20 protein-coding genes are annotated in these 17,581 nt (G+C 68.9%); 13 read left to right on the top strand and 7 right to left on the bottom strand.

What is annotated here, in order from left to right:
- Window positions 1-159: 159 nt before the first annotated feature.
- Window positions 160-372: a hypothetical protein gene (locus LPA41_RS02510; RefSeq protein ID WP_229067939.1), complete on the top strand. Its 213-nt coding sequence runs from the start codon at window positions 160-162 to the stop codon at window positions 370-372.
- Window positions 373-448: 76 nt separating this feature from the next.
- Complete coding sequence (locus LPA41_RS02505) at window positions 449-2,314, top strand: PAS domain-containing sensor histidine kinase (protein ID WP_229067938.1); 1,866 nt, start codon at window positions 449-451, stop codon at window positions 2,312-2,314.
- Between the two features lie 110 nt (window positions 2,315-2,424).
- Here LPA41_RS02505 and LPA41_RS02500 read toward each other — a convergent pair whose 3' ends face one another.
- Window positions 2,425-3,420 carry an SRPBCC family protein gene (locus tag LPA41_RS02500; RefSeq protein WP_229067937.1) on the bottom strand — a complete coding sequence of 332 codons (996 nt, stop codon included), beginning with the start codon at window positions 3,418-3,420 and terminating at the stop codon, window positions 2,425-2,427.
- 73 nt (window positions 3,421-3,493) lie between these two features.
- Window positions 3,494-4,231: a hydrolase gene (locus LPA41_RS02495; RefSeq protein WP_229067936.1), complete on the bottom strand. Its 738-nt coding sequence runs from the start codon at window positions 4,229-4,231 to the stop codon at window positions 3,494-3,496.
- 251 nt (window positions 4,232-4,482) lie between these two features.
- On the opposite strand from LPA41_RS02495, the gene LPA41_RS02490 reads away from it, so the two are divergent.
- A complete protein-coding gene (locus tag LPA41_RS02490; protein WP_229067935.1) occupies window positions 4,483-5,412 on the top strand; it encodes a peptidoglycan DD-metalloendopeptidase family protein in 930 nt (309 codons plus the stop codon).
- Window positions 5,413-5,458: 46 nt separating this feature from the next.
- Here LPA41_RS02490 and csrA read toward each other — a convergent pair whose 3' ends face one another.
- The 5 genes from csrA to LPA41_RS02465 form a co-directional block, all read right to left on the bottom strand.
- Window positions 5,459-5,701: a carbon storage regulator CsrA gene (gene csrA / locus LPA41_RS41665; protein ID WP_255689033.1), complete on the bottom strand. Its 243-nt coding sequence runs from the start codon at window positions 5,699-5,701 to the stop codon at window positions 5,459-5,461.
- Between the two features lie 85 nt (window positions 5,702-5,786).
- Complete coding sequence (gene fliW, locus LPA41_RS02480; RefSeq protein WP_229067934.1) at window positions 5,787-6,185, bottom strand: flagellar assembly protein FliW; 399 nt, start codon at window positions 6,183-6,185, stop codon at window positions 5,787-5,789.
- 41 nt (window positions 6,186-6,226) lie between these two features.
- Window positions 6,227-7,162, bottom strand: coding sequence for a flagellin (locus LPA41_RS02475; protein ID WP_229067933.1), 936 nt, complete (start codon window positions 7,160-7,162; stop codon window positions 6,227-6,229).
- 15 nt (window positions 7,163-7,177) lie between these two features.
- The gene (flgK, locus tag LPA41_RS02470) at window positions 7,178-8,599 is read right to left on the bottom strand and encodes a flagellar hook-associated protein FlgK (RefSeq protein ID WP_229067932.1); all 1,422 of its coding nucleotides are present in this window, start codon (window positions 8,597-8,599) and stop codon (window positions 7,178-7,180) included.
- A complete protein-coding gene (locus LPA41_RS02465) occupies window positions 8,599-9,084 on the bottom strand; it encodes a flagellar protein FlgN (RefSeq protein ID WP_229067931.1) in 486 nt (161 codons plus the stop codon). The genes flgK and LPA41_RS02465 overlap by 1 nt, the downstream gene beginning before the upstream one ends.
- 281 nt (window positions 9,085-9,365) lie before the next feature.
- Here LPA41_RS02465 and LPA41_RS02460 point away from each other — a divergent pair, with 281 nt between their 5' ends.
- The 10 genes from LPA41_RS02460 to LPA41_RS02415 all read left to right on the top strand — a co-directional run bounded on the left by LPA41_RS02460 (window position 9,366) and on the right by LPA41_RS02415 (window position 17,498).
- Window positions 9,366-10,529, top strand: coding sequence for a flagellin (locus LPA41_RS02460; protein ID WP_229067930.1), 1,164 nt, complete (start codon window positions 9,366-9,368; stop codon window positions 10,527-10,529).
- A 150-nt stretch (window positions 10,530-10,679) separates the two neighbouring features.
- Entirely contained in the window at window positions 10,680-12,092 is a 1,413-nt protein-coding gene (gene fliD / locus LPA41_RS02455) for a flagellar filament capping protein FliD (protein ID WP_229067929.1), read from the top strand.
- A gap of 91 nt (window positions 12,093-12,183) precedes the next feature.
- Window positions 12,184-12,558 (top strand): flagellar export chaperone FliS, encoded by a 375-nt coding sequence (gene fliS / locus LPA41_RS02450; RefSeq protein WP_229067928.1) that lies wholly within the window; start codon window positions 12,184-12,186, stop codon window positions 12,556-12,558.
- Window positions 12,555-12,890 (top strand): hypothetical protein, encoded by a 336-nt coding sequence (locus tag LPA41_RS02445; RefSeq protein ID WP_229067927.1) that lies wholly within the window; start codon window positions 12,555-12,557, stop codon window positions 12,888-12,890. Before fliS ends, LPA41_RS02445 begins: the two co-directional genes overlap by 4 nt.
- A 174-nt stretch (window positions 12,891-13,064) precedes the next feature.
- Entirely contained in the window at window positions 13,065-13,412 is a 348-nt protein-coding gene (locus tag LPA41_RS02440) for a flagellar basal body rod protein FlgB (protein ID WP_229067926.1), read from the top strand.
- Between the two features lie 2 nt (window positions 13,413-13,414).
- Window positions 13,415-13,807: a flagellar basal body rod protein FlgC gene (locus LPA41_RS02435; RefSeq protein ID WP_229067925.1), complete on the top strand. Its 393-nt coding sequence runs from the start codon at window positions 13,415-13,417 to the stop codon at window positions 13,805-13,807.
- Window positions 13,808-13,812: 5 nt separating this feature from the next.
- Window positions 13,813-14,166 (top strand): flagellar hook-basal body complex protein FliE, encoded by a 354-nt coding sequence (locus tag LPA41_RS02430; RefSeq protein WP_229067924.1) that lies wholly within the window; start codon window positions 13,813-13,815, stop codon window positions 14,164-14,166.
- Window position 14,167: 1 nt separating this feature from the next.
- A complete protein-coding gene (gene fliF / locus LPA41_RS02425; RefSeq protein ID WP_229067923.1) occupies window positions 14,168-15,781 on the top strand; it encodes a flagellar basal-body MS-ring/collar protein FliF in 1,614 nt (537 codons plus the stop codon).
- 36 nt (window positions 15,782-15,817) lie between these two features.
- A complete protein-coding gene (gene fliG, locus LPA41_RS02420) occupies window positions 15,818-16,843 on the top strand; it encodes a flagellar motor switch protein FliG (protein ID WP_229067922.1) in 1,026 nt (341 codons plus the stop codon).
- A complete protein-coding gene (locus LPA41_RS02415; RefSeq protein WP_229067921.1) occupies window positions 16,827-17,498 on the top strand; it encodes a FliH/SctL family protein in 672 nt (223 codons plus the stop codon). Before fliG ends, LPA41_RS02415 begins: the two co-directional genes overlap by 17 nt.
- Window positions 17,499-17,581 lie beyond the last annotated feature (83 nt).

Raw genomic sequence — 17,581 nt, 5'->3', positions numbered from 1 at the left:
GGAGCAGTTCGGGAAGCGCCGAGGTGCCCCCTGGTTGCCGCGATCACCAGGCCGATTTCGATCGGCTCGATCACACCGGGAACCTCTAAGCCGACCGTGCCGCGGGCCGAATCTTCTGGCTGTCAGGACCGCTGCACGCCACCCAGCAAGGAGAGCGATATGACCACTCTGCTGTCGCCCGAGATCGACACCGTAGGCGAGCTCACCGAGCGCTGTGATCGCTGCGGTGCCGCCGCCCGGTTGGAGGTCGAACTGGCCAGCGGCGGGGACCTGGCGTTCTGCGGTCACCACGCCAACCGGTACGACGCCGACATCCTCCGCATCGGTAGCAAGATCCGAATCGAGGAGGGTTTCAGCTGGGCGGGTAAGTAACCGCCTGCGCTGGTAAGCCGCGTTATGCTCTTTTCCTCACGTCTTGGGGGGAAGTGTGCATCTTGCGGCGCATGGCGTGAGCAGGCTGTCCCGGCTGATCGCCGGGTGCGCCGGGATCACGGTCGCCGTCTTCGGCGTCCTCGACGCCCGCACGCTCGACGACGGCGTGCCGCCGGAGGGATCGATCACTCCGGCGGTCGCCCTGATCCCGGCCGGCATCGCCCTCCTCGCGCAGGTGGTGCCGGTCCCGCACGACCCGTCCACCCGAGCCCGCTCGGTCACGGCCTCCCGGATCCGCCCGGTCACGGCCTCCCGGATCCGCCCGGTCACGGCCACCCGGGTCCGCTCGGTCGTGGCCGCACTCCTCGCGCTCACCGCCGCCGGGCTCGCCGCGGCCACGATCGGTGACCAGCCCGCCGCGGCGCTCGCCGCCTGCCTCTCCGGGCTTGCCCTGGCCTGTCTCGACCTGCGGCTGCACCGCTCCGGCGGCGCGGCCGCCTTCCGGATCGCCGACCCGCTGCTGCTCGGCGCCGCGATCATCGCCCTTGTCGCGCTGGTGCCCCGGCTCTTCGCGCCGACCTTCCCGCCCGGCCGCGGCCCGGACAGCGTGATGACCCTCCCGCAGGCCGGCGCGCTGCTGCTGCTCACCGTCGGCGCGATCCTGGCGCGCCCGGAAACCGGGCCGTTGCGCACCGAGGACCCCTCGCTGCCGCGTACGGCCGTCCGCCGCCTCGCCCCCGCCCTGCTCGCCACCCCGATCGTCGCCGCGCTGGTGAGCGCGTTCGTGGTGCGTACCAGGATCGGCCGTCCGGCGGCCGCGGTGAGCATCGGCGTCATCCTGGCCGCGCTGACCCTGCTGGCTCTGCTCGCCTACCTGGTGCGCACCCTCGACCAGGCCGACCGGCGGCACCGCCACCTCGTCGCCGAACTGCGCGACCGGGAGGACTTCGCCCGCACGCTGCTGCAGTCCATGAACGAGGCGGTCATGGTGCTGGACGCCAACTACCACGTCATCGACGTCAACCGGCGCTGGCGTGAGCTGACCGGCAACCCCGACGACGTTCAGCGGGACCCGCCGCCGCTGCCGCCGCCCGGCACCGGTGGAGGCGACTGGAGCATCCCCCGGGCCGACGGGACCGCGGTGCCGGTGCTGGCCACCATGGCGGCCATCCCGGACGCCGCCGGCGCCACCCGGGGGTACGTCGCCACCTGCGTCGACATCGCCGAACGCAAGCACGCCGAGGAGGCCCTGAGCGAGCACGCCGCCGACCTGGAACGAGGCAACGCCCAGCTGGCCGCGGCGCTCGCCTTCAAGAACGACCTGACGTCGATGCTTACCCACGACGTGGCCCAGCCGATCAGCTCGATCGCCAGCCTCGCCGAACTGCTCTGTGCCGACTGGGCGGACCTGCCGGACGACATCCGGCTGGAACTCGCCACGAAGATCGACAAGAACACCCGGCGCCTGGTCAAGATGATGAACGACCTCCAGCTGCTCTTCCGGCTGGACACCGGCGCGGTCACCACCCGCCGGGCGCCGGTGCCGCTGCTCGAGGTGGTCCGGACGGTCAGCAGCACGATGCCCGGCGGCGACGACGTCGAAATCACGATCGACGAGGACCTGACCGCGCTTGCCGACCGGGGCCACCTCACCGTCGTCGTGGAGAACCTGCTGAAGAACGCCCTGGCGCACGGCGCACCGCCGATCGCGGTCCGGGCCGGCCGGGAGGAGTCCGGGGTGCTGCTGACGGTGCAGGACAGCGGCGCCGGCATCCCGGAGGACGTCCTGCCGGGCATCTTCGGCCGGTTCATCCGGGGCGCCGGTCTCGGACTCTTCATCGTCCGGCACCTGGTGGAGGCGAACGGCGGTTCGGTGCGCTACGAACACGCCCGCCCGCAGGGCGCCCGCCTACTGGTGACGCTGGAGCCCGCACCGGCCTGACCACTATCGGCACCCGGCGTCCGGCACCCGGCACCCGGCGCCCGGCACCGCGCCGGAGACGCGAAAGGCCGGCCCGCGCGGGCCGGCCTTCGTGACGTCGTCCCGCGCGATCAGCTGCCGCGCTCCTCTTCGTTGATCATGCCGTCGCCCCACATGTCGGAATTGGCGGTCCGGCCGCCCATCCGGGCACTGCCGGCCACGCCACCGCCGCGCGGGCCCGTCCCGCCGCCCCGCCGGCCGCTGTCACTCTCCGAGCGGGGGGCCCGGATCCCGCCGGGCGCGGGGATGTCGGCCGAGGTGGGCGTGTTGTGCAGCGGGTTGTCGGTGAGCCCAGTACCGGTCGGGTCGGCGTTACTGAGGTCCGCCGCGCCGGTGTCCCAGCCGGCACCGGGGCTCGGCGCGGGCTGCGTACCGATGCTGGGGGTGGGCCTGGACCGGTCCGCGAGGCCGGGGGTCTGCGTGGACCGATCCCCGATGCCGGAGGCGGCCGCGGACCGATCCCCGATGCCGGAGGCCGGCGTGGACCGATCCCCGATGCCGGCGCCCGGGGCGGGCTGGGCCGCGTGCCGGTTGCGGATGCGCTGGGCCACCGAGGCGGGCGACGCGGGGTTCCGGCCGGCCGGTTCGCCCAGGAACGAACGGCCGGTCATCTGCTTGGAGCTGGCACCGGTCGGGATCGGGCGCCCGCCCAGCACGCCGCTCTCCACGAGGCCCTTAAACGTCGCCAGGTCGGCCTTGAGCCGGCGGTTCAGGGACTCCTGCCCGTGCCTGTCGCTCGGCATCAGGAACGCGATGTCCGCCTCCAGCTGCGCGACGATCTGGGTCTTCGTCTCGCCCATCGGCCGCAGCGTCAGCGTCTCCGCGAGCAGCGGCCCCTCCATCGTCGACCAGGAGACCCGTTCGTCCAGCGAGCGTTCGATGATCTGGGCGTCGAACTCACGCCGCTTCCCGTCCACGTCCATGATCCAGTGGGTCTGGTCGGCGCCGGTCGCTGTCACCTGGCGCACACCGGTCATGAAACGCGGGTAGTTCTCGAACGCTGCGAGCTGTTCGTACACCGTGTGCACCGGTGCACTGATTTCGATCGCCTGCTGAACCATGCTCATCGCAACTCTCCCATGCTGAAGTGCTGGCATGACCGAGCGTACGTAGATGAGCACAGATCGTGTTCAGTTTCGCTCAGACACGGTGCAGGTACTGCCAGCGGCCCACCTCGGCGGCGTACCGGGCGTCGCTGGCCGGAACCACCGTCACACCCGCAGCCCGAAGGGTCCGTACCATCCGCGGTGACGGGCTGCGCCACGCCTCGCTGATCTCCACGACGGTTCCGGTGGACCGGCACGCGGCCGCCAGCACGGTGATCAGTTCCGGACCCACGGCGGTGTCGTCAAGGCCTGCCTGAGCCAGCAGCGCGAGCGGCCGGGACAGTTGCGCCGGCACGTACCGGGAGGCCCGCTCCATGCCCTTCACGGTGGCGGTCACCAGACGCTCGGCGACCTCGGCCGGCGAGATCGCGCCCGCTTCCAGTCGGGTCCGGACCTCGCGGGCGTCGAGCAGTCCGCCACCGAGCGGCAGGTGCGAGACCGCGACCGACAGGGCGTCCAGCTGCGCCAGGTCCGGAGGCAGGGCGAGCCAGCCGTCCCCGCGGACCACCTCGACCTCGGCGGCCACCCGCAGGGTCAGCTCGGTGCGGTGCCGGGCCCGGCGGACCGCGGCGGCGTAGGCGGTGAGCCAGCCGGTGTCGGGGCCGGCCTGGTCGGCGAAGGTGAGCGAGCTCAAGCCCGCCCGGTCGGCGGCGGAGACCACCACACCGACGGCGTCCCGGCCGGACGCGAACCCGGTGTGCACGTGCGCGTCGACCGTGAGGTCCAGTGCGCCCGTGCCTCCGGCGATGACTGATTCGCGCTCTTCGACCACGACTGCTCCCCCGCTTGCTCCGACGAGTTTTCCCGTCCGCCGATGAGAGTGAGGCCGCGACGTTGTCGGCCGGGTCAGCCGCCGGTGCAGGTGAGGTGCGTCCGGACGCGGACGGCCACAACCGATCCGCACCGTACGGGGACCCGTCGCGGTATCCGTACCCCGGCAGCCTTCATCCCTGACCGCACGCACCCGCGTGCCGCAATGCCGCGCACGCACCGCGCCACAGACAGCACGCCGGAGGGAAAAGTTTGAAGGTCCGCCGCCGCACCACGCTCGCCGCCGTTGCCGCCGCCACCCTGGCCGGCACGCTGCTGCCCGCCGCCGCCCCGGCCGCAGCCGCCACCGGAACCGGCACCGGCACCGTTGCCAAGGCGAAGGTCCCGACGGTCACCGGAACGGCGCGCACCGGCGGCACACCCCTCAACATGCGCCGCATCCCCTCCCCGGCCGGCGAGCGGGTCGGTGCGGTGGCGAGCGGCAAGACGGTCTGGATCCTGTGCCAGGTCACCGCCCAGCAGGTCACCGGCACAGTGCGGACCACGGACCTCTGGGATCACCTGGCGAACGGGTCTTACGTCTCGGACGCGTACGTCGAACGCCCGGCCACCGGAATCCCGAAGTGCACCTCCGCGCCGGTCATCCCGGCGCCGGTGCCCCCGAAGCCCGGCGCGGCGCCGGTGCCGCCGAAGGCCGTCGCGGCGCCGGTTCTTCCGAAGCCCGTCGCGGGCGAGAGCTGGCAGGTGCCGGTGGGCGCCAGCCTGGTGAGCGGCTTCCGCACGGTGGCGCGGCCGGCGCACGACGGCGTCGACCTCTCCGCCGCCCGGGGCACCCCGATCCTGGCCGCCGCCGCGGGCACGGTGATCCGGGTGGTCTGCAACGTCTCGGCCGGCTCGTGCGATGTGGACGGCAACCGCACCCTGTCCGGCTGCGGCTGGTACGCCGAGGTGCAGCACGCCGGTGGCGTCGTCACCCGGTACTGCCACATGGTCCGCCGCCCGGTCGTCGCGGTCGGTCAGGCGGTCAAGCGGGGCCAGCTGCTCGGGCACGTCGGCACCTCCGGCTCGTCGTCCGGGCCGCACCTGCACTTCGAGGTGCACGTGAACGCGGCGCCGGCCACCCACGCCAACGCGGTCGACCCGATCGCCTTCCTGAGCGCGCGCGGCGTGACGGTCCGATGAGGACGGAGACGCCCACCGCGTCGTGCGCGGCGGGCGTCTCGGGAAATCACTCGTCCGGGTCGGGCTTCTCGAGCATCCGGGTCAGCGCGTGGACCGCGTCCTCGGGCGGCGACGCGGCCGCCCGGTTCGCCTCCTGCAATTCGCGATACACCTCTTCGCGATGGACCTGGACGTCGCGAGGAGCCTCGATGCCCAGCCGGACGACATCACCACGGGCCTCGAGAACCGTGATCACGACGTCGTCCCCGATCATCACGCTCTCGCCGGATCGCCGGGTCAGCACAAGCATCGGTGCCCTCCTCCATCCATGGAACGGACAGCATGACAAAGGCGCGGCCGCGAGGGAAACGCGACCGCGCCTTCGTTGCGGAGGATCAGAAGTTCCGATTCATGACCGCCCGGACCGGGTAGTTGGATCCGGTCAGCACGACCTGCATGGCTCGCATGCTGTCGCGGTCCACCACGATCGGCGCCAGCAGGTTCGCGGTGGTCTCGTCGGTGCCCGCGGTGATCACCGTGAGCAGCAGCAGACGGTCCGGGTCCTTCGTGTTCAGTGCGGCGAACACCTGGTTCTCGATCTCCGGGGCGTAGTCCGGGAAGAACGGCTCCGGCGGGGCGACCAGGAAACGCAGTTCCGGGTCTTCGAGCGAAGTGAAGGCGTAGAGCAGACCGTCGTCGTTGAGGCGCACGAGAGCGAATTCCCGGTGCGAAGGGAAACCCGGCATGGGCACCGCCATCGTGATGGTCGGCAACCCAAGCGACGGGTCGGTCATGGTGGCCTCAATCGGTCGGGACGCGGTGCGAGTAGTCATGGTCACCTCAGGAAATCGATGAGCGAGGGCTGGATCACCTTGGCCGTGGCGGCCAGGGCGGCCTGATACGAGGTCTGCTGGAGCTGCAATTCCATGATCGCCTTCGGCAGGTCGACATCCTCGATATCGGAGAGCTGCGACGTCACGGACATCAAGCGATCCTCAGCGGACTGCTTCATCTGGGTAACCCGATTGTATCGGGCACCTACGTCCGAAAGCGTGGAATTCAGGATCTGCGACGCTTTATCGAGATTCTCTAGACCAGCAGTGATGGCACCGGCATCTCCGTCCCGCATAGCCGTGGTAAGGCTGTCCAGGACCTTGAAGAGCTGTGCCGGATTGTCGACCTGATTGCCGTTCGAGTCCGTTATGGTCTCCGCCCCGAAGACCTCCGGGCCTCGGACGTCCACGCGGACCTTGGCGTTCGGGCCGATCGACCGGAGCACTTCGCCGTTGGATTCCCCGGCGTAGCCCCCGGACGGGTCGTAAGCGGCACTGTCCGGTGTGGCGCCGCCGAAGACCGGTCGATCCAGGTACTTGGTGTTCGCGTACTGGATCAGGGTGCCTTTGATCTGTTCGATCTCGGCAGCCCGTGCCGCGTTCGCCTGCGGTGTGCTGCCACCGCCGGCGCTCGTGGCCGCCAACGTCAGTTCCCGCACCTTGGCCACCAGGCCCGTCGCGCTCTGCAGGGTGTCCTGCACGGTGCCGAGCCGGCCGAGGGCGTCGTCCGCGTTGGCCGAGTATTTCTGGTTCGCACGCACCTCGCCACGCAGCTGGAGCGCGGTCACCGTACCGGTCGGTGAGTCGGAGGGCCGGTGCAGTTGTTTGCCGCTGGATATCTGATCCTGGGCGGTCTGGGTACGGCCGAGACTGCGCTGAAGGCTCGCCATCGTCCGGGTACGGACGCTGCTCTCGGTGACCCGTGGACTCATGCTCATGGACGGGACTCCTCACTACCTGCCGACGAGGCCGGTCCGGTTGATCAGCTGGTCGAGCATCGAGTCGATCGTGGTGAGCACGCGCGACGCGGCCTCGTACCCCCGCTGGTAGGTCAGCAGGTTGGTCATCTCCTCGTCGAGGTTCACGCCGGACTCCGCGTCCCGTGACGCGTCGACCTGATCGGTCACCGCGTTCTGGATGTCGCGCCTGCGGATCGCCGACTGCGCGGACACCCCGAGGTCACCGATCAGCGACTGGTACTCGGCGTCGGCGCCGGTCCGGGATGTGGAGAGCTCGGAGAGGTCGTCGGCGACCACGCCGTCCAGCACCTTGGGAGTGCCGGTCGGATCACCGGAGGAGATCGCCACCTTGTCGGTGTCCGTGATGCCCACCGAGATGTTCGCCGCCGAGAGCGGGTTGGCGTTGCTCGCGACGAAGAAGTCCTGTCCGGTGGTGCCGTCGATGCTGTATGCGGCACGGTGCATGTCGTTCACCGAGGTCGCCAGCTTGGTGGCGACCGTGTCGAGCCGGTCCGACATGGCGTGCAGCGTCCCGCCGCGCATCAGCAGCTCCATCGAGGCGCCCATGCTGCCGCCGGCGCTCACCGGCGCCTTGGTGTCCGACCAGCGCAGGTTGACCTCGGTGCTGTCCAGGTCCTCGAGCCGCATCGCGCTGCCCTGCGCGATCTCCAGTTTGCGGGTGTTGAACTCGGCGACAAGTGGCGCGCTGCCGACGTAGACGTTCAGCGCGCCGTTCGGCGCCTCCGACGCGGTGGCACCGGTCAGCTCGGAGAGCTTGAGCATGTGCTGCCCGCGCTGGTCCTGCAGCTCGTTGGCCTGCAGGCCGGCGCCGGTGGCGATCACGATCTCCTTGTTCAGCTTGGCGATCGCGTCGGCCGCCTTGTTCACCTCGCCGACGTAGGTGTCCAGCCCGCCACGGGTCGCCGTGTACTGGTTGTTGAGCTGTGCGGACGCGTCGTTCAGCGTTGCCGCGACGGTGCTCGCCTGCTGAAGCATCGCCGCCTTCGGCGCCGCCTTGTCGGGGTTGGTGGCGACCGCGTTCCAGCCGTCCCACATGTCCTGCAGACGTGCCTGCAGAGCGGTGTCGCTGGGCTCGGCGAAGACGTCCTCGATGAGGGCGTACGACGAGGCGCGCTCGTTGTGGTACGCCGAGTTCGCGTGCTCGGTGAAACTGCGCTGGTCGAGCGCGCCGTTGCGCAGCCGTTCGACCGAGGACACGGTGACACCGTTGCCCACCGCGGTGGTCGTGGCGTAGACGCCCGGCACCAGATTGGCGTTCTGTGACTGCATCACCACGCGCTGCCGGGTGTAACCCTCGGTGTTCGCGTTGGCGATGTTCTGGCCCGTGACATCCAGGCCGCGGCGCTGCGCATAGAGCGAAGTGAGCGCCGTGTTGAGTCCGCTGAAAGTGCTCATCAGATCGCCTCATCAACCAGGCTGGGGCGGCGAGCGCCGCCGGTGACGGTCTGGCCCTGCGGCCCGTACGTTTCCACAGTCTCGGCAAACGCGAGCATGGTTTCGCGAGCCGCACGCTGCCCCGCCGTGAGCAGGTCACGGTTGACGTCGGCCAGGGCCCGGATCTCCGACGTCAGCAGCAGAAAGGCCTTACGGTGCTGGTGCAGCAGGTCCGACCAGGGGTCGGGGGCCGCATCGGCGAGTTCGCCGAGGGAGGCGTCCGGCGACAGTCCGAGCTCGGCGGCGACCTCCTGCGAGTAGGCGGCGCGGATGACCTCGGTCTGGCGGATCTGGTCGAGCACCACCTCGACCTCGCGAGTGGCGTGACTGAGCCAGCGTGACCGGTTGGAAGCAAGGAGCAGTTGCTCCTCCTCGAGCTTGAACAGCAGCATCTCCAGCAGCTCACGTGCACGCCACAGGACGCTGGCCAGGTCGGTCAGGCTCACCCGGACCTCCGTGTCGTTGTCGCGGTCGGGCTCACCCCCTCGGCGGACCCGCTCATTCGGACAGGTCGGCACATCCGCCGTGCCGCTGAGCGGTTTCCGACTATCGCCCCACACCCCACCCGGCGACGGACTGCGGTCCGCTTTCTGCGGTTCACCCGAAAAGAGCAGAAAAAATCTCGGAGAATGCTCATGGCCTCTCGGCGATCGGCCGAAGGGATGAGGCGTAACACACACGGCTCAAGGACGGGCCGGCTCGGACCCCATCAAGGAGGAGTCTTTCAATGGGTCTTCGCATCAACCAGAACATCGCCGCGCAGAACGCCTACCGGAACCTCTCGGTGACCGACAACCAGATGTCGAAGTCGCTCGAGAAGCTGTCCAGCGGTTTCCGAATCAACCGGGCGGCGGACGACGCGGCCGGCCTCTCGATCTCCGAGGGTCTGCGGTCGCAGGTCGGTGGCCTCAAGGTCGCCGTCCGCAACTCGCAGGACGCGATCAGCGTCGTGCAGACCGCTGAGGGTGCGCTCAACGAGACCACCAGCATGCTCCAGCGCATGCGCGACCTGGCGGTCCAGTCGAACAACGCGTCCCTCGACGCCGAGGCCAAGAACGCCGCGCAGGCGGAGTTCTCGCAGCTGAGCGCGGAGATCGACCGGATCTCCGAGACCACCGCGTTCGGCAAGTCGAAGCTGCTCGACGGCTCCTTCGGCAACACCCAGACGCTGGCCGGCACGCCCGGTGCGATGCCCGCCTCGGCGGGCCTGGACATCGGCACCATCAACGGCGCGGCGCCCGGCACCGCGATCTCGGTGAACGTCGCCGACACCACCGGCAAGAGCGCACAGGAGGTGGCCTCCGAGCTCAACAAGCAGCTGAGCGACCAGCTCAAGGCCAACAAGATGCAGGGCAACGAGATCAGCGTCGTGGCCCGGCAGGCGGAGAACGGCGACGTCACCTTCGAGGTGAACGGTTCGGTCAGCTTCGACGCCACCGGCACGGTCGCCACCGGCAGCAGCGCTGCCAAGGAGCCGTCGACGGCCGGTGACTTCCAGATCGGCTCGAACGCCGGCGAGAAGCTCGGCGTGACGATCAACGCGGTGGACTCGAAGACGCTGGGCCTCGCCAACCTCGACCTCACCAAGGCTGCCGTGAACGGCGGCGACACGGGTGCGGCCGAGGCGATCAAGGCGCTGGACAAGGCGATCACGTCGGTCTCCGACCAGCGTGCCCAGCTCGGTGCCTACCAGAACCGCTTCGAGCACACCATCAACAACCTCAACACGGCTGTCGAGAACCTGTCCGCCTCCGAGTCCCGGATCCGTGACACCGACATGGCGCAGGAAATGGTCTCCTTCACCCGGAACCAGATCCTCACCCAGGCCGGCACGTCCATGCTCTCGCAGGCGAACCAGTCCTCGCAGGGTGTGCTGTCGCTGCTCCGCTAGTCGCAGCGAGCAGTGGCGTCGGTCGGCTCGCAACCGAACAGCCACCGACAGCAACTGAATCTCGTCGCCCAGCGACCGAATAGGTGGGGGTAGCCGGAAAGTTCGGCTACCCCCACCGCCGCAACTGTCCTCGGACGAAAGCAGACTCTCGTGACCAGTTCTGTAGACGGCCTCGTCAGCGGCATGCAGACCAGCTCGATGATCAAATCGTTGATGCAGGTCGAGGCGGCACCGCAGACGAAGCTCAAGACCAAGGTCGAGACCGCCCAGACGGCAGTGGCCTCCTACCAGTCGGTCAACGCCAAGCTGAAGGCCGTCAAGTCGGCCGCCGAGTCGATCGCCCGGCTCGACACCTGGCGGTCGCTCAAGGCGACGACCACCTCCGACGCGGTCACCGCGACCGCCTCCGGCGGGGTGGCCGGCATGTCCGGCAGCATCACGTTCGACGTGCAGAAGGTCGCTCGGGCACAGACCTCGACCCTTCAGGTCAGTACCACCTCGCAGACCTTCCCGACGTCGTTCACCATCACCGCCGGCAAGTGGAACCCGGACGACAGCGACGCCAACACCGACGAGTTCGTCGCCAGCGCCGCGCCCGACGCCACCAAAACCATAAACGTGGGTTCACCGCCCACCGCGGAAAAGGTCGCGCTCGCGGTCAACAACGCCGACATGGGCATCCGCGCCTACGTCGTGCAGACCGGGGAGGGCGCGGGCGTCCTCCAGTTCACCAGCACCAAGTCCGGCGCCGCGAACGGGTTCCGGATCAACGGCCTGGAGGACCTGCAGGACACCACCAAGCGGGTGAGCGACACGCCGGCGCAGGACGCGGTCCTGAAGATGAACCCGGGCAGCGCCTCGCCGTACACGGTGAACAGCAGCACCAACACGTTCAGCAACGTGATGCCGGGCGTGACGATCACGGCCACCAAGGAAGCCCAGAACGTCTCGGTCACCGCCACCTCGGACGTCAGCGCGATGACGGCCAAGATCCAGGCGTACGTCGACGCGGCCAACGAGGCGTTCACCGAGATCAAGACGCAGACCGCGTACAACGCCGAGACCAAGACCGGCTCGCCGCTGACCGGTGACTTCACCGTGCGCCAGATGAACCAGACCATGCTCAGCATGATCAGTGGTGGTCTGGCGTACAAGAAGAACAACTACGACGCCGACGGAACGCTCACCGGCACCACCGACGTCGCGTTCGGCTCGCTGAGCCAGCTCGGCATCGAGCTCAGCCGGGACGGCACGCTCAGCTTCGACGGCGCCAAGTTCGAGGCCGAGTACGCCAAGGACCCGAGCAAGATCCAGGGTGGCGCGATCGGCTTCGCCAACCAGGTGAAGGACCTGGTCACGAAGCAGTCGAACAGCGTCACCGACGTGATCACCGGTCGCAAGAACGAGATCGACTCGCTCAACGGCCAGATCGAGAACTGGGACGTACGGCTCAGTGCCCGCCGTCTCGCCCTGCAACGCCAGTACGCCGCCCTGGAGACCTCGCTCGGCAAGCTGTCGAACCAGTCGAGCTGGCTCTCCGGTCAGCTCTCCGGACTCGGCTGACCCGCCGGGAACACCCGGCCCCGCTGACCCACGAGCACCAGGCCTCCCCCGGCCAGCAGGACCAGACACGGCCCAAGCCCTGAGGAGACTCATGACCGCGCCCAACCTTCGCGACCGCTACCTGCAGGACACGATCAACACGGCCTCGCCGGCGAAGCTGCTGACCATGCTCTACGACCGGATGATCCTCGACCTGGGCCAGGGCGAGGAGGCGTTCCGCAACGGAGACCGGGAAAGCGGAAGCGCGAAGGTGATGCACGCTCAGGAGATCGTGCTGGAACTGCGGGCCACGCTCGACATGGACTCCTGGGACGGTGCACCCGGCCTCGCCAATCTCTACGGCTTCGTGCTCAGCGAGCTGATCGGTGCGAACATCGCCCGGGACGCCGACCGGGTGGCGAGCTGCCGGACCCTGATGGAGCCGCTGCGCGACGCGTGGCGGGAGGCTGCGGCGGCCGGGACATGAGTACCACCTCGCAGGCCGTGGACTGGCGGAACGCCTGGGCGGCAGCGCTCGACGAGCTGGAGATGGACGTCGCCTCGGTGGAGGCGATGCTGGCCGACGAGCACCGCCACGCGGAGACGCCGCCGGCCGACCTCTGGAAGCCGCCGACCGAACTGGGCGCCCTGCCGCTCGAACTGAAACCGCGGGCCGACGAGATCCTGACGCGGCAGCTGGCGGCTGCCGAGGAGATCGCCCGGCGGCTCACCGCGAACCGCCAGCAGATGTCGATGACCTCCCGGATCGAAACCGGTGAGGCGGTGAAGCGCCCCGTCTACCTCGACTGCGCCATGTGAACGAGACGTCCCGGAACCCCGGCAGGGGTCCCGGGACGTTTTCGTGTGCAACCTCTCAGCAACCGGTTGGGACTCAGCGGATCGCCGAAGAGGCCGAAGTGCAGGGTACGAGCAACGGAATGCTCACCGAGAAGCCAAGGACCGGCAATCAGACGGCGTGACTAGGAGTCCCCCGTGTTCGATGACCGTTCGTATTCCGCTCTGCGCGTCGCCGCCTCGGGTCTCGCGGCCCGGCAGACCGCCATCGCCAACAACATCGCCAACATCGAGACCCCCGGCTACCGTGCCCGTAAGGTCAAGTTCGAGGAGGCGCTCAAGGGCGCCATGGACAACGGCGAATCGCCGAGCGGCGTCAAACCGAGTGTGCTGACGTCCCTCGAGCCCACCCGGCTCAACGGGAACAACGTCAACCTCGATGAGGAGACGCTGTCGCACGTCGACACCACGATGCGCTACAGCCTGGCCCTCCGTGCGCTGGACGGCCGGTACAGCCTTCTCCGCGAAGCGATCAAGGGAGCTTGATCATGAGTACGTTCAACGCGATCGGGGTGGCCGGCACCGGCGTCACCGTCTACCGCAAGTGGCTCGACGCGGTCTCCGACAACCTCGCGAACATCAACACGACCACCCGTACGTCCGAAAATGCCTTCCAGGCCCGGTACGTCCAGGCCCGCGCGGCCCAGGACGGCAACGGCGCCGAGGTGGCCGGCATCGCGCTCGGCAGCGCGGAGGGTGTGCTCGCGTACGAGCCGGACAACCCGCTCGCCGACGCCGAGGGATACGTCCGCCGCCCGGACATCGACATGGGTAGCCAGATGGCTCAGATGATGATGGCGCAGCGCTCCTACCAGGCCAACCTCGCGGTCGTCGACCGGGCTCGCGAGTCGTACAACGCCGCGATCAACCTCGGGAAGTGATCGTCATGACCTCTCCGATCGGCGGTATCAAAGGTATCGGCGGCTTCTCCGGCGTCGAGGGCATCTCGGGGCTGGGCGGGTTCAGCGGGGTCAAGGGCATCTCGGACAACACCGAGAGCACCGCGGCCACCGGACCGAACACGGACTTCGCCGGCATGCTCGCGCAGGGCCTGGAGACCGTCCAGGCGAACCAGAAGAAGGCGAGCGACCTCGCCGTCCAGGTGGCCGACGGCACCCTGCAGGACCCCGCGCAATACACGATGGCGTCCACCGAAGCCGCTCTCGGACTCCAGCTCACCATGGCCATCCGCAACAAGGCCGTGGAGGCGTTCCAAGAGATCATGAGGATGCAGGCCTGACATGACCGACCGCCTTCCTGCTCCGGTACGCCGCGTCACGGACACCTTCAAGTCCTTCACACCGGGACAGAAGGCTGTCACGATCTTCGCGGTCGTCGCGCTCATCGTCGGTGGCTATTTCTTCGCCACCTGGGCGGCCAAGCCGTCCTACCAGATCCTCTTCAACAACCTCTCCACCAAGGACGCCAGCGCGATCGTCGAGTCCCTGCAGAAGACGGGTGTCTCGTACGAGCTGGCAAACGACGGCTCCACCATCATGGTGCCGCGCGATCAGGTGAACGCCCTGCGTCTGCAACTCTCCGGCGAGGGCCTCCCCAACGACGAGGGCACCGGTTACTCGCTGTTGGACCAGCAGGGCATCACCACCAGTGACTTCATGCAGCACACCAACTACCAGCGGGCGCTGGAGGGTGAGCTCTCCAAGACCATCAAGGCCATCGAGGGCGTCGAGGCGGCCACCGTGCACCTGGTGATGCCGGAGAAGGACGTCTTCGCCGACGACCAGACCAAGCCGACGGCCTCGGTCCTGGTCGCGTCGCAGGGCAACAACGAACTCTCCACCGAGCAGGTGCAGTCCATCGTGCACCTGGTCGCGTCGAGCGTCGAAGGCCTCGACCCGACCCAGGTCACCGTCGCCGGCGCGGACGGCCGGATCCTCTCCACCGGCGGTGGTGAGAGCATCGCGGCCGGCGGGGCCGGCAGCAGCGCCGAACAGCAGACCGTGGCCTTCGAGAACCGGTTGAACAGCTCCCTGCAGACCATGCTGAACAGCCTGGTCGGGCCCGGCAACGCGGTGGTCACGAGCCGGGTCTCGCTCGACTTCGACCAGACCGAGACCCGCAGCGAGAAGTACGCCGCGGACCCGGCGACACCGGCCGAGCAGGAGAGCGTCAACACCGAGACGTACACCGGCGGCGGCACCGGCCCGGGCGGCGTGCTCGGCCCGGACAACATCCAGGTGCCGAACAACGCCGGCACCGGCCAGTACGCCAACAAGAACGAGGTACGCACCCGGCAGCTCGACAAGATCGAGGAGGTGCGCCGCAACGCCCCCGGCAGCATCGAGAAGCTCGACGTCTCGGTCCTGCTGAACAGCGCCACCGCCGGCGGCGTCAACCCGGACCAGATCCAGGAGCTGCTCAGCGCGGCCGCCGGCATCGACGCCACCCGCGGCGACACCATCGCGGTCGCCTCCATGCCGTTCGACAACAGCGCCGCCACCACGGCCAAGGACGAGCTCGCCGCCGCGGCAGCGGCCGAGAAGCAGGCCAAGCAGCTCACGCTGATCAAGACGGGCGCCCTGCTCTTCGTGGTCCTCGCGCTGATCTTCCTGGCCTGGCGGGCCAACAAGCGGGCCAAGAAGCGCCAGCAGCTCACCGAGGAGGAGCGCAAGCACCTCGAGGACATGCAGGCGGCACTCGAGGCGCAGCGCCGGGCCGAACTGGACGTCAGCGCCGCGACCGCCATGAACATGCTGGAGAGCCCGGAGGTCGCGAACCAGAACGACGAAGCCCGTGAGGAGCGGCACCGCGAGATCGACCAGCTGGTCAAGGAGAAGCCGGAAGAGACCGCCGCGCTGATCCGCAGCTGGCTCTCCGCCGACTCGACGCGCTGATGAACCACTAGCACCACGACGGTTGAGGAGTGTCCGTTGACCACACCGGGTCTCACCACGCTCTCGATGACGGGCGCGCGCAAGGCCGCGATAATGCTGGTCCAGTTCGGCAAGGAACAGTCCGCCGAGGTACTGGCGAACATGACCGAGAAAGAGGTCGAGATGCTGTCCGCCGAGGTCGCTCGGCTGGGCAAACTCGACCCCTCTCAGGTCGACGACGTGATGGACGAGTTCTACGCCATGGCGACGACCCGGTACGCCGGGTCGGGCGGCATGGACTACGCCAGGGAGCTGCTGGAGGCGTCGCTCGGCAAGGAGCGGGCGGCGCTCATCCTGGACCGGCTCGAGGCGTCGATGAACGACATCCCGTTCAACTTCCTCAGCCATGCGGACCCACGTCAGCTGCTCTCCTACGTCCAGTACGAGCATCCGCAGACCATCGCGCTGGTGTTGGCACACATACCCTCGGCCCTGGCCTCGTCGATCCTGGCCGGGCTCCCGCTGGAGGTGCAGACCGAGGTCGCGCACCGGATCGCGATCATGGATCGCACCTCGCCGGACGTCATCCGGCAGGTCGAGACGGCGTTGCAGCGCAAGCTCTCCACCGTGCTCCAGCCGGACGAGCTCTCCACGGTCGGCGGCCTCCAGCCGCTCGTCGACATCATCAACCGCGCCGACCGGACCACCGAGCGCCTCATCCTGGAGGCCCTGGAGGCACGCAACCCGGAGCTGGCCGAGGAGATCCGCCGCCGGATGTTCATGTTCGAGGACATCATCAGCCTCGACGACCGCTCGGTGCAGCTGGTGCTGCGTCAGGTGGAGCCGGCCGACCTCGCCACGGCGCTCAAGGGCGTGCCGGACACCGTACGCGAGAAGGTCACCAAGAACCTGTCCGAACGTGGCCGGGAGAACCTGCTCGAGGAGATCGACCTGCTCGGCCCCACCAAGGTCAAGATGGTCGAGGAGGCGCAGGCGAAGATCGTCGGTGTCATCCGCACCCTCGAGGACTCCGGACAGATCGAGATCCAGCGTGGTGGCGAAGACGATGAGCTCATCGCCTGACCGGCAGGTGATCCGCGGGGCGGTGGCCGAGAGCGCCACCGCCGCGCGGTTCGCCGTCGACCTGCGACGTGACGATCCGATCGACAGCGAGGCCGTGGAACGGGCGAAACAGCAGGCCCGCACCACCGGTTACGCCGAAGGGTGGGCACAGGGCAAACGCGATGCGGCGGCAGCCTCGGAAGCTGCGGCGGCGCGGGCTGTCGCCAGCGAGGAGGCGTACGAGCAACGCCGTGCCACCGCGCTCGCCCAGTCCGTCAACGCCCTGGGCCGGGCCGTCACCGAACTGGAGAACCAGCTCCACCCGACCTTCACCGAACTTCAGGAAGTCATCCTGGCAAGCGCCTTCGAGCTGGCCGAGGCCATCGTCGCGCGGTCGCTGCACGACGACCCGGACCGTGGCGCCACCGCCCTGCGCCGGGCCATGAGTGCCGCCCCCGAGCACGGCGGCGTGACCGTGAGCCTGCACCCGGACGACTACCGGACGCTGGTGGGCGAGTCAGGGGACAACGAATTCGACTACGAGGGCCGCCGGATCAGCCTGCGCCCCGACCCCGCCCTGCGGCCCGGCGACGCGATCGCCGCGACCGGCACCGCCACCGTCGACGCGACGATCGAGACGGCGATGAGCCGCGCTCGCGAGGCGCTCCGCATCTAGAGCTTTCCGGCGTTTCCGCGCCTCGTGCGCTCAGCTTTCCGGCTTTTCCGCGCCTCGTGCGCTCAGCTTTCCGGCGTTTCCGC

It is taken from the genome of Actinoplanes sp. DH11 (genome assembly GCF_020873875.1).
In the GTDB taxonomy this organism is placed as follows: Bacteria; Actinomycetota; Actinomycetes; order Mycobacteriales; family Micromonosporaceae; genus Actinoplanes.
The sequence above is the reverse complement of the archived record's forward strand: the minus strand, read 5'-3'. Positions and strand labels throughout refer to the sequence as shown.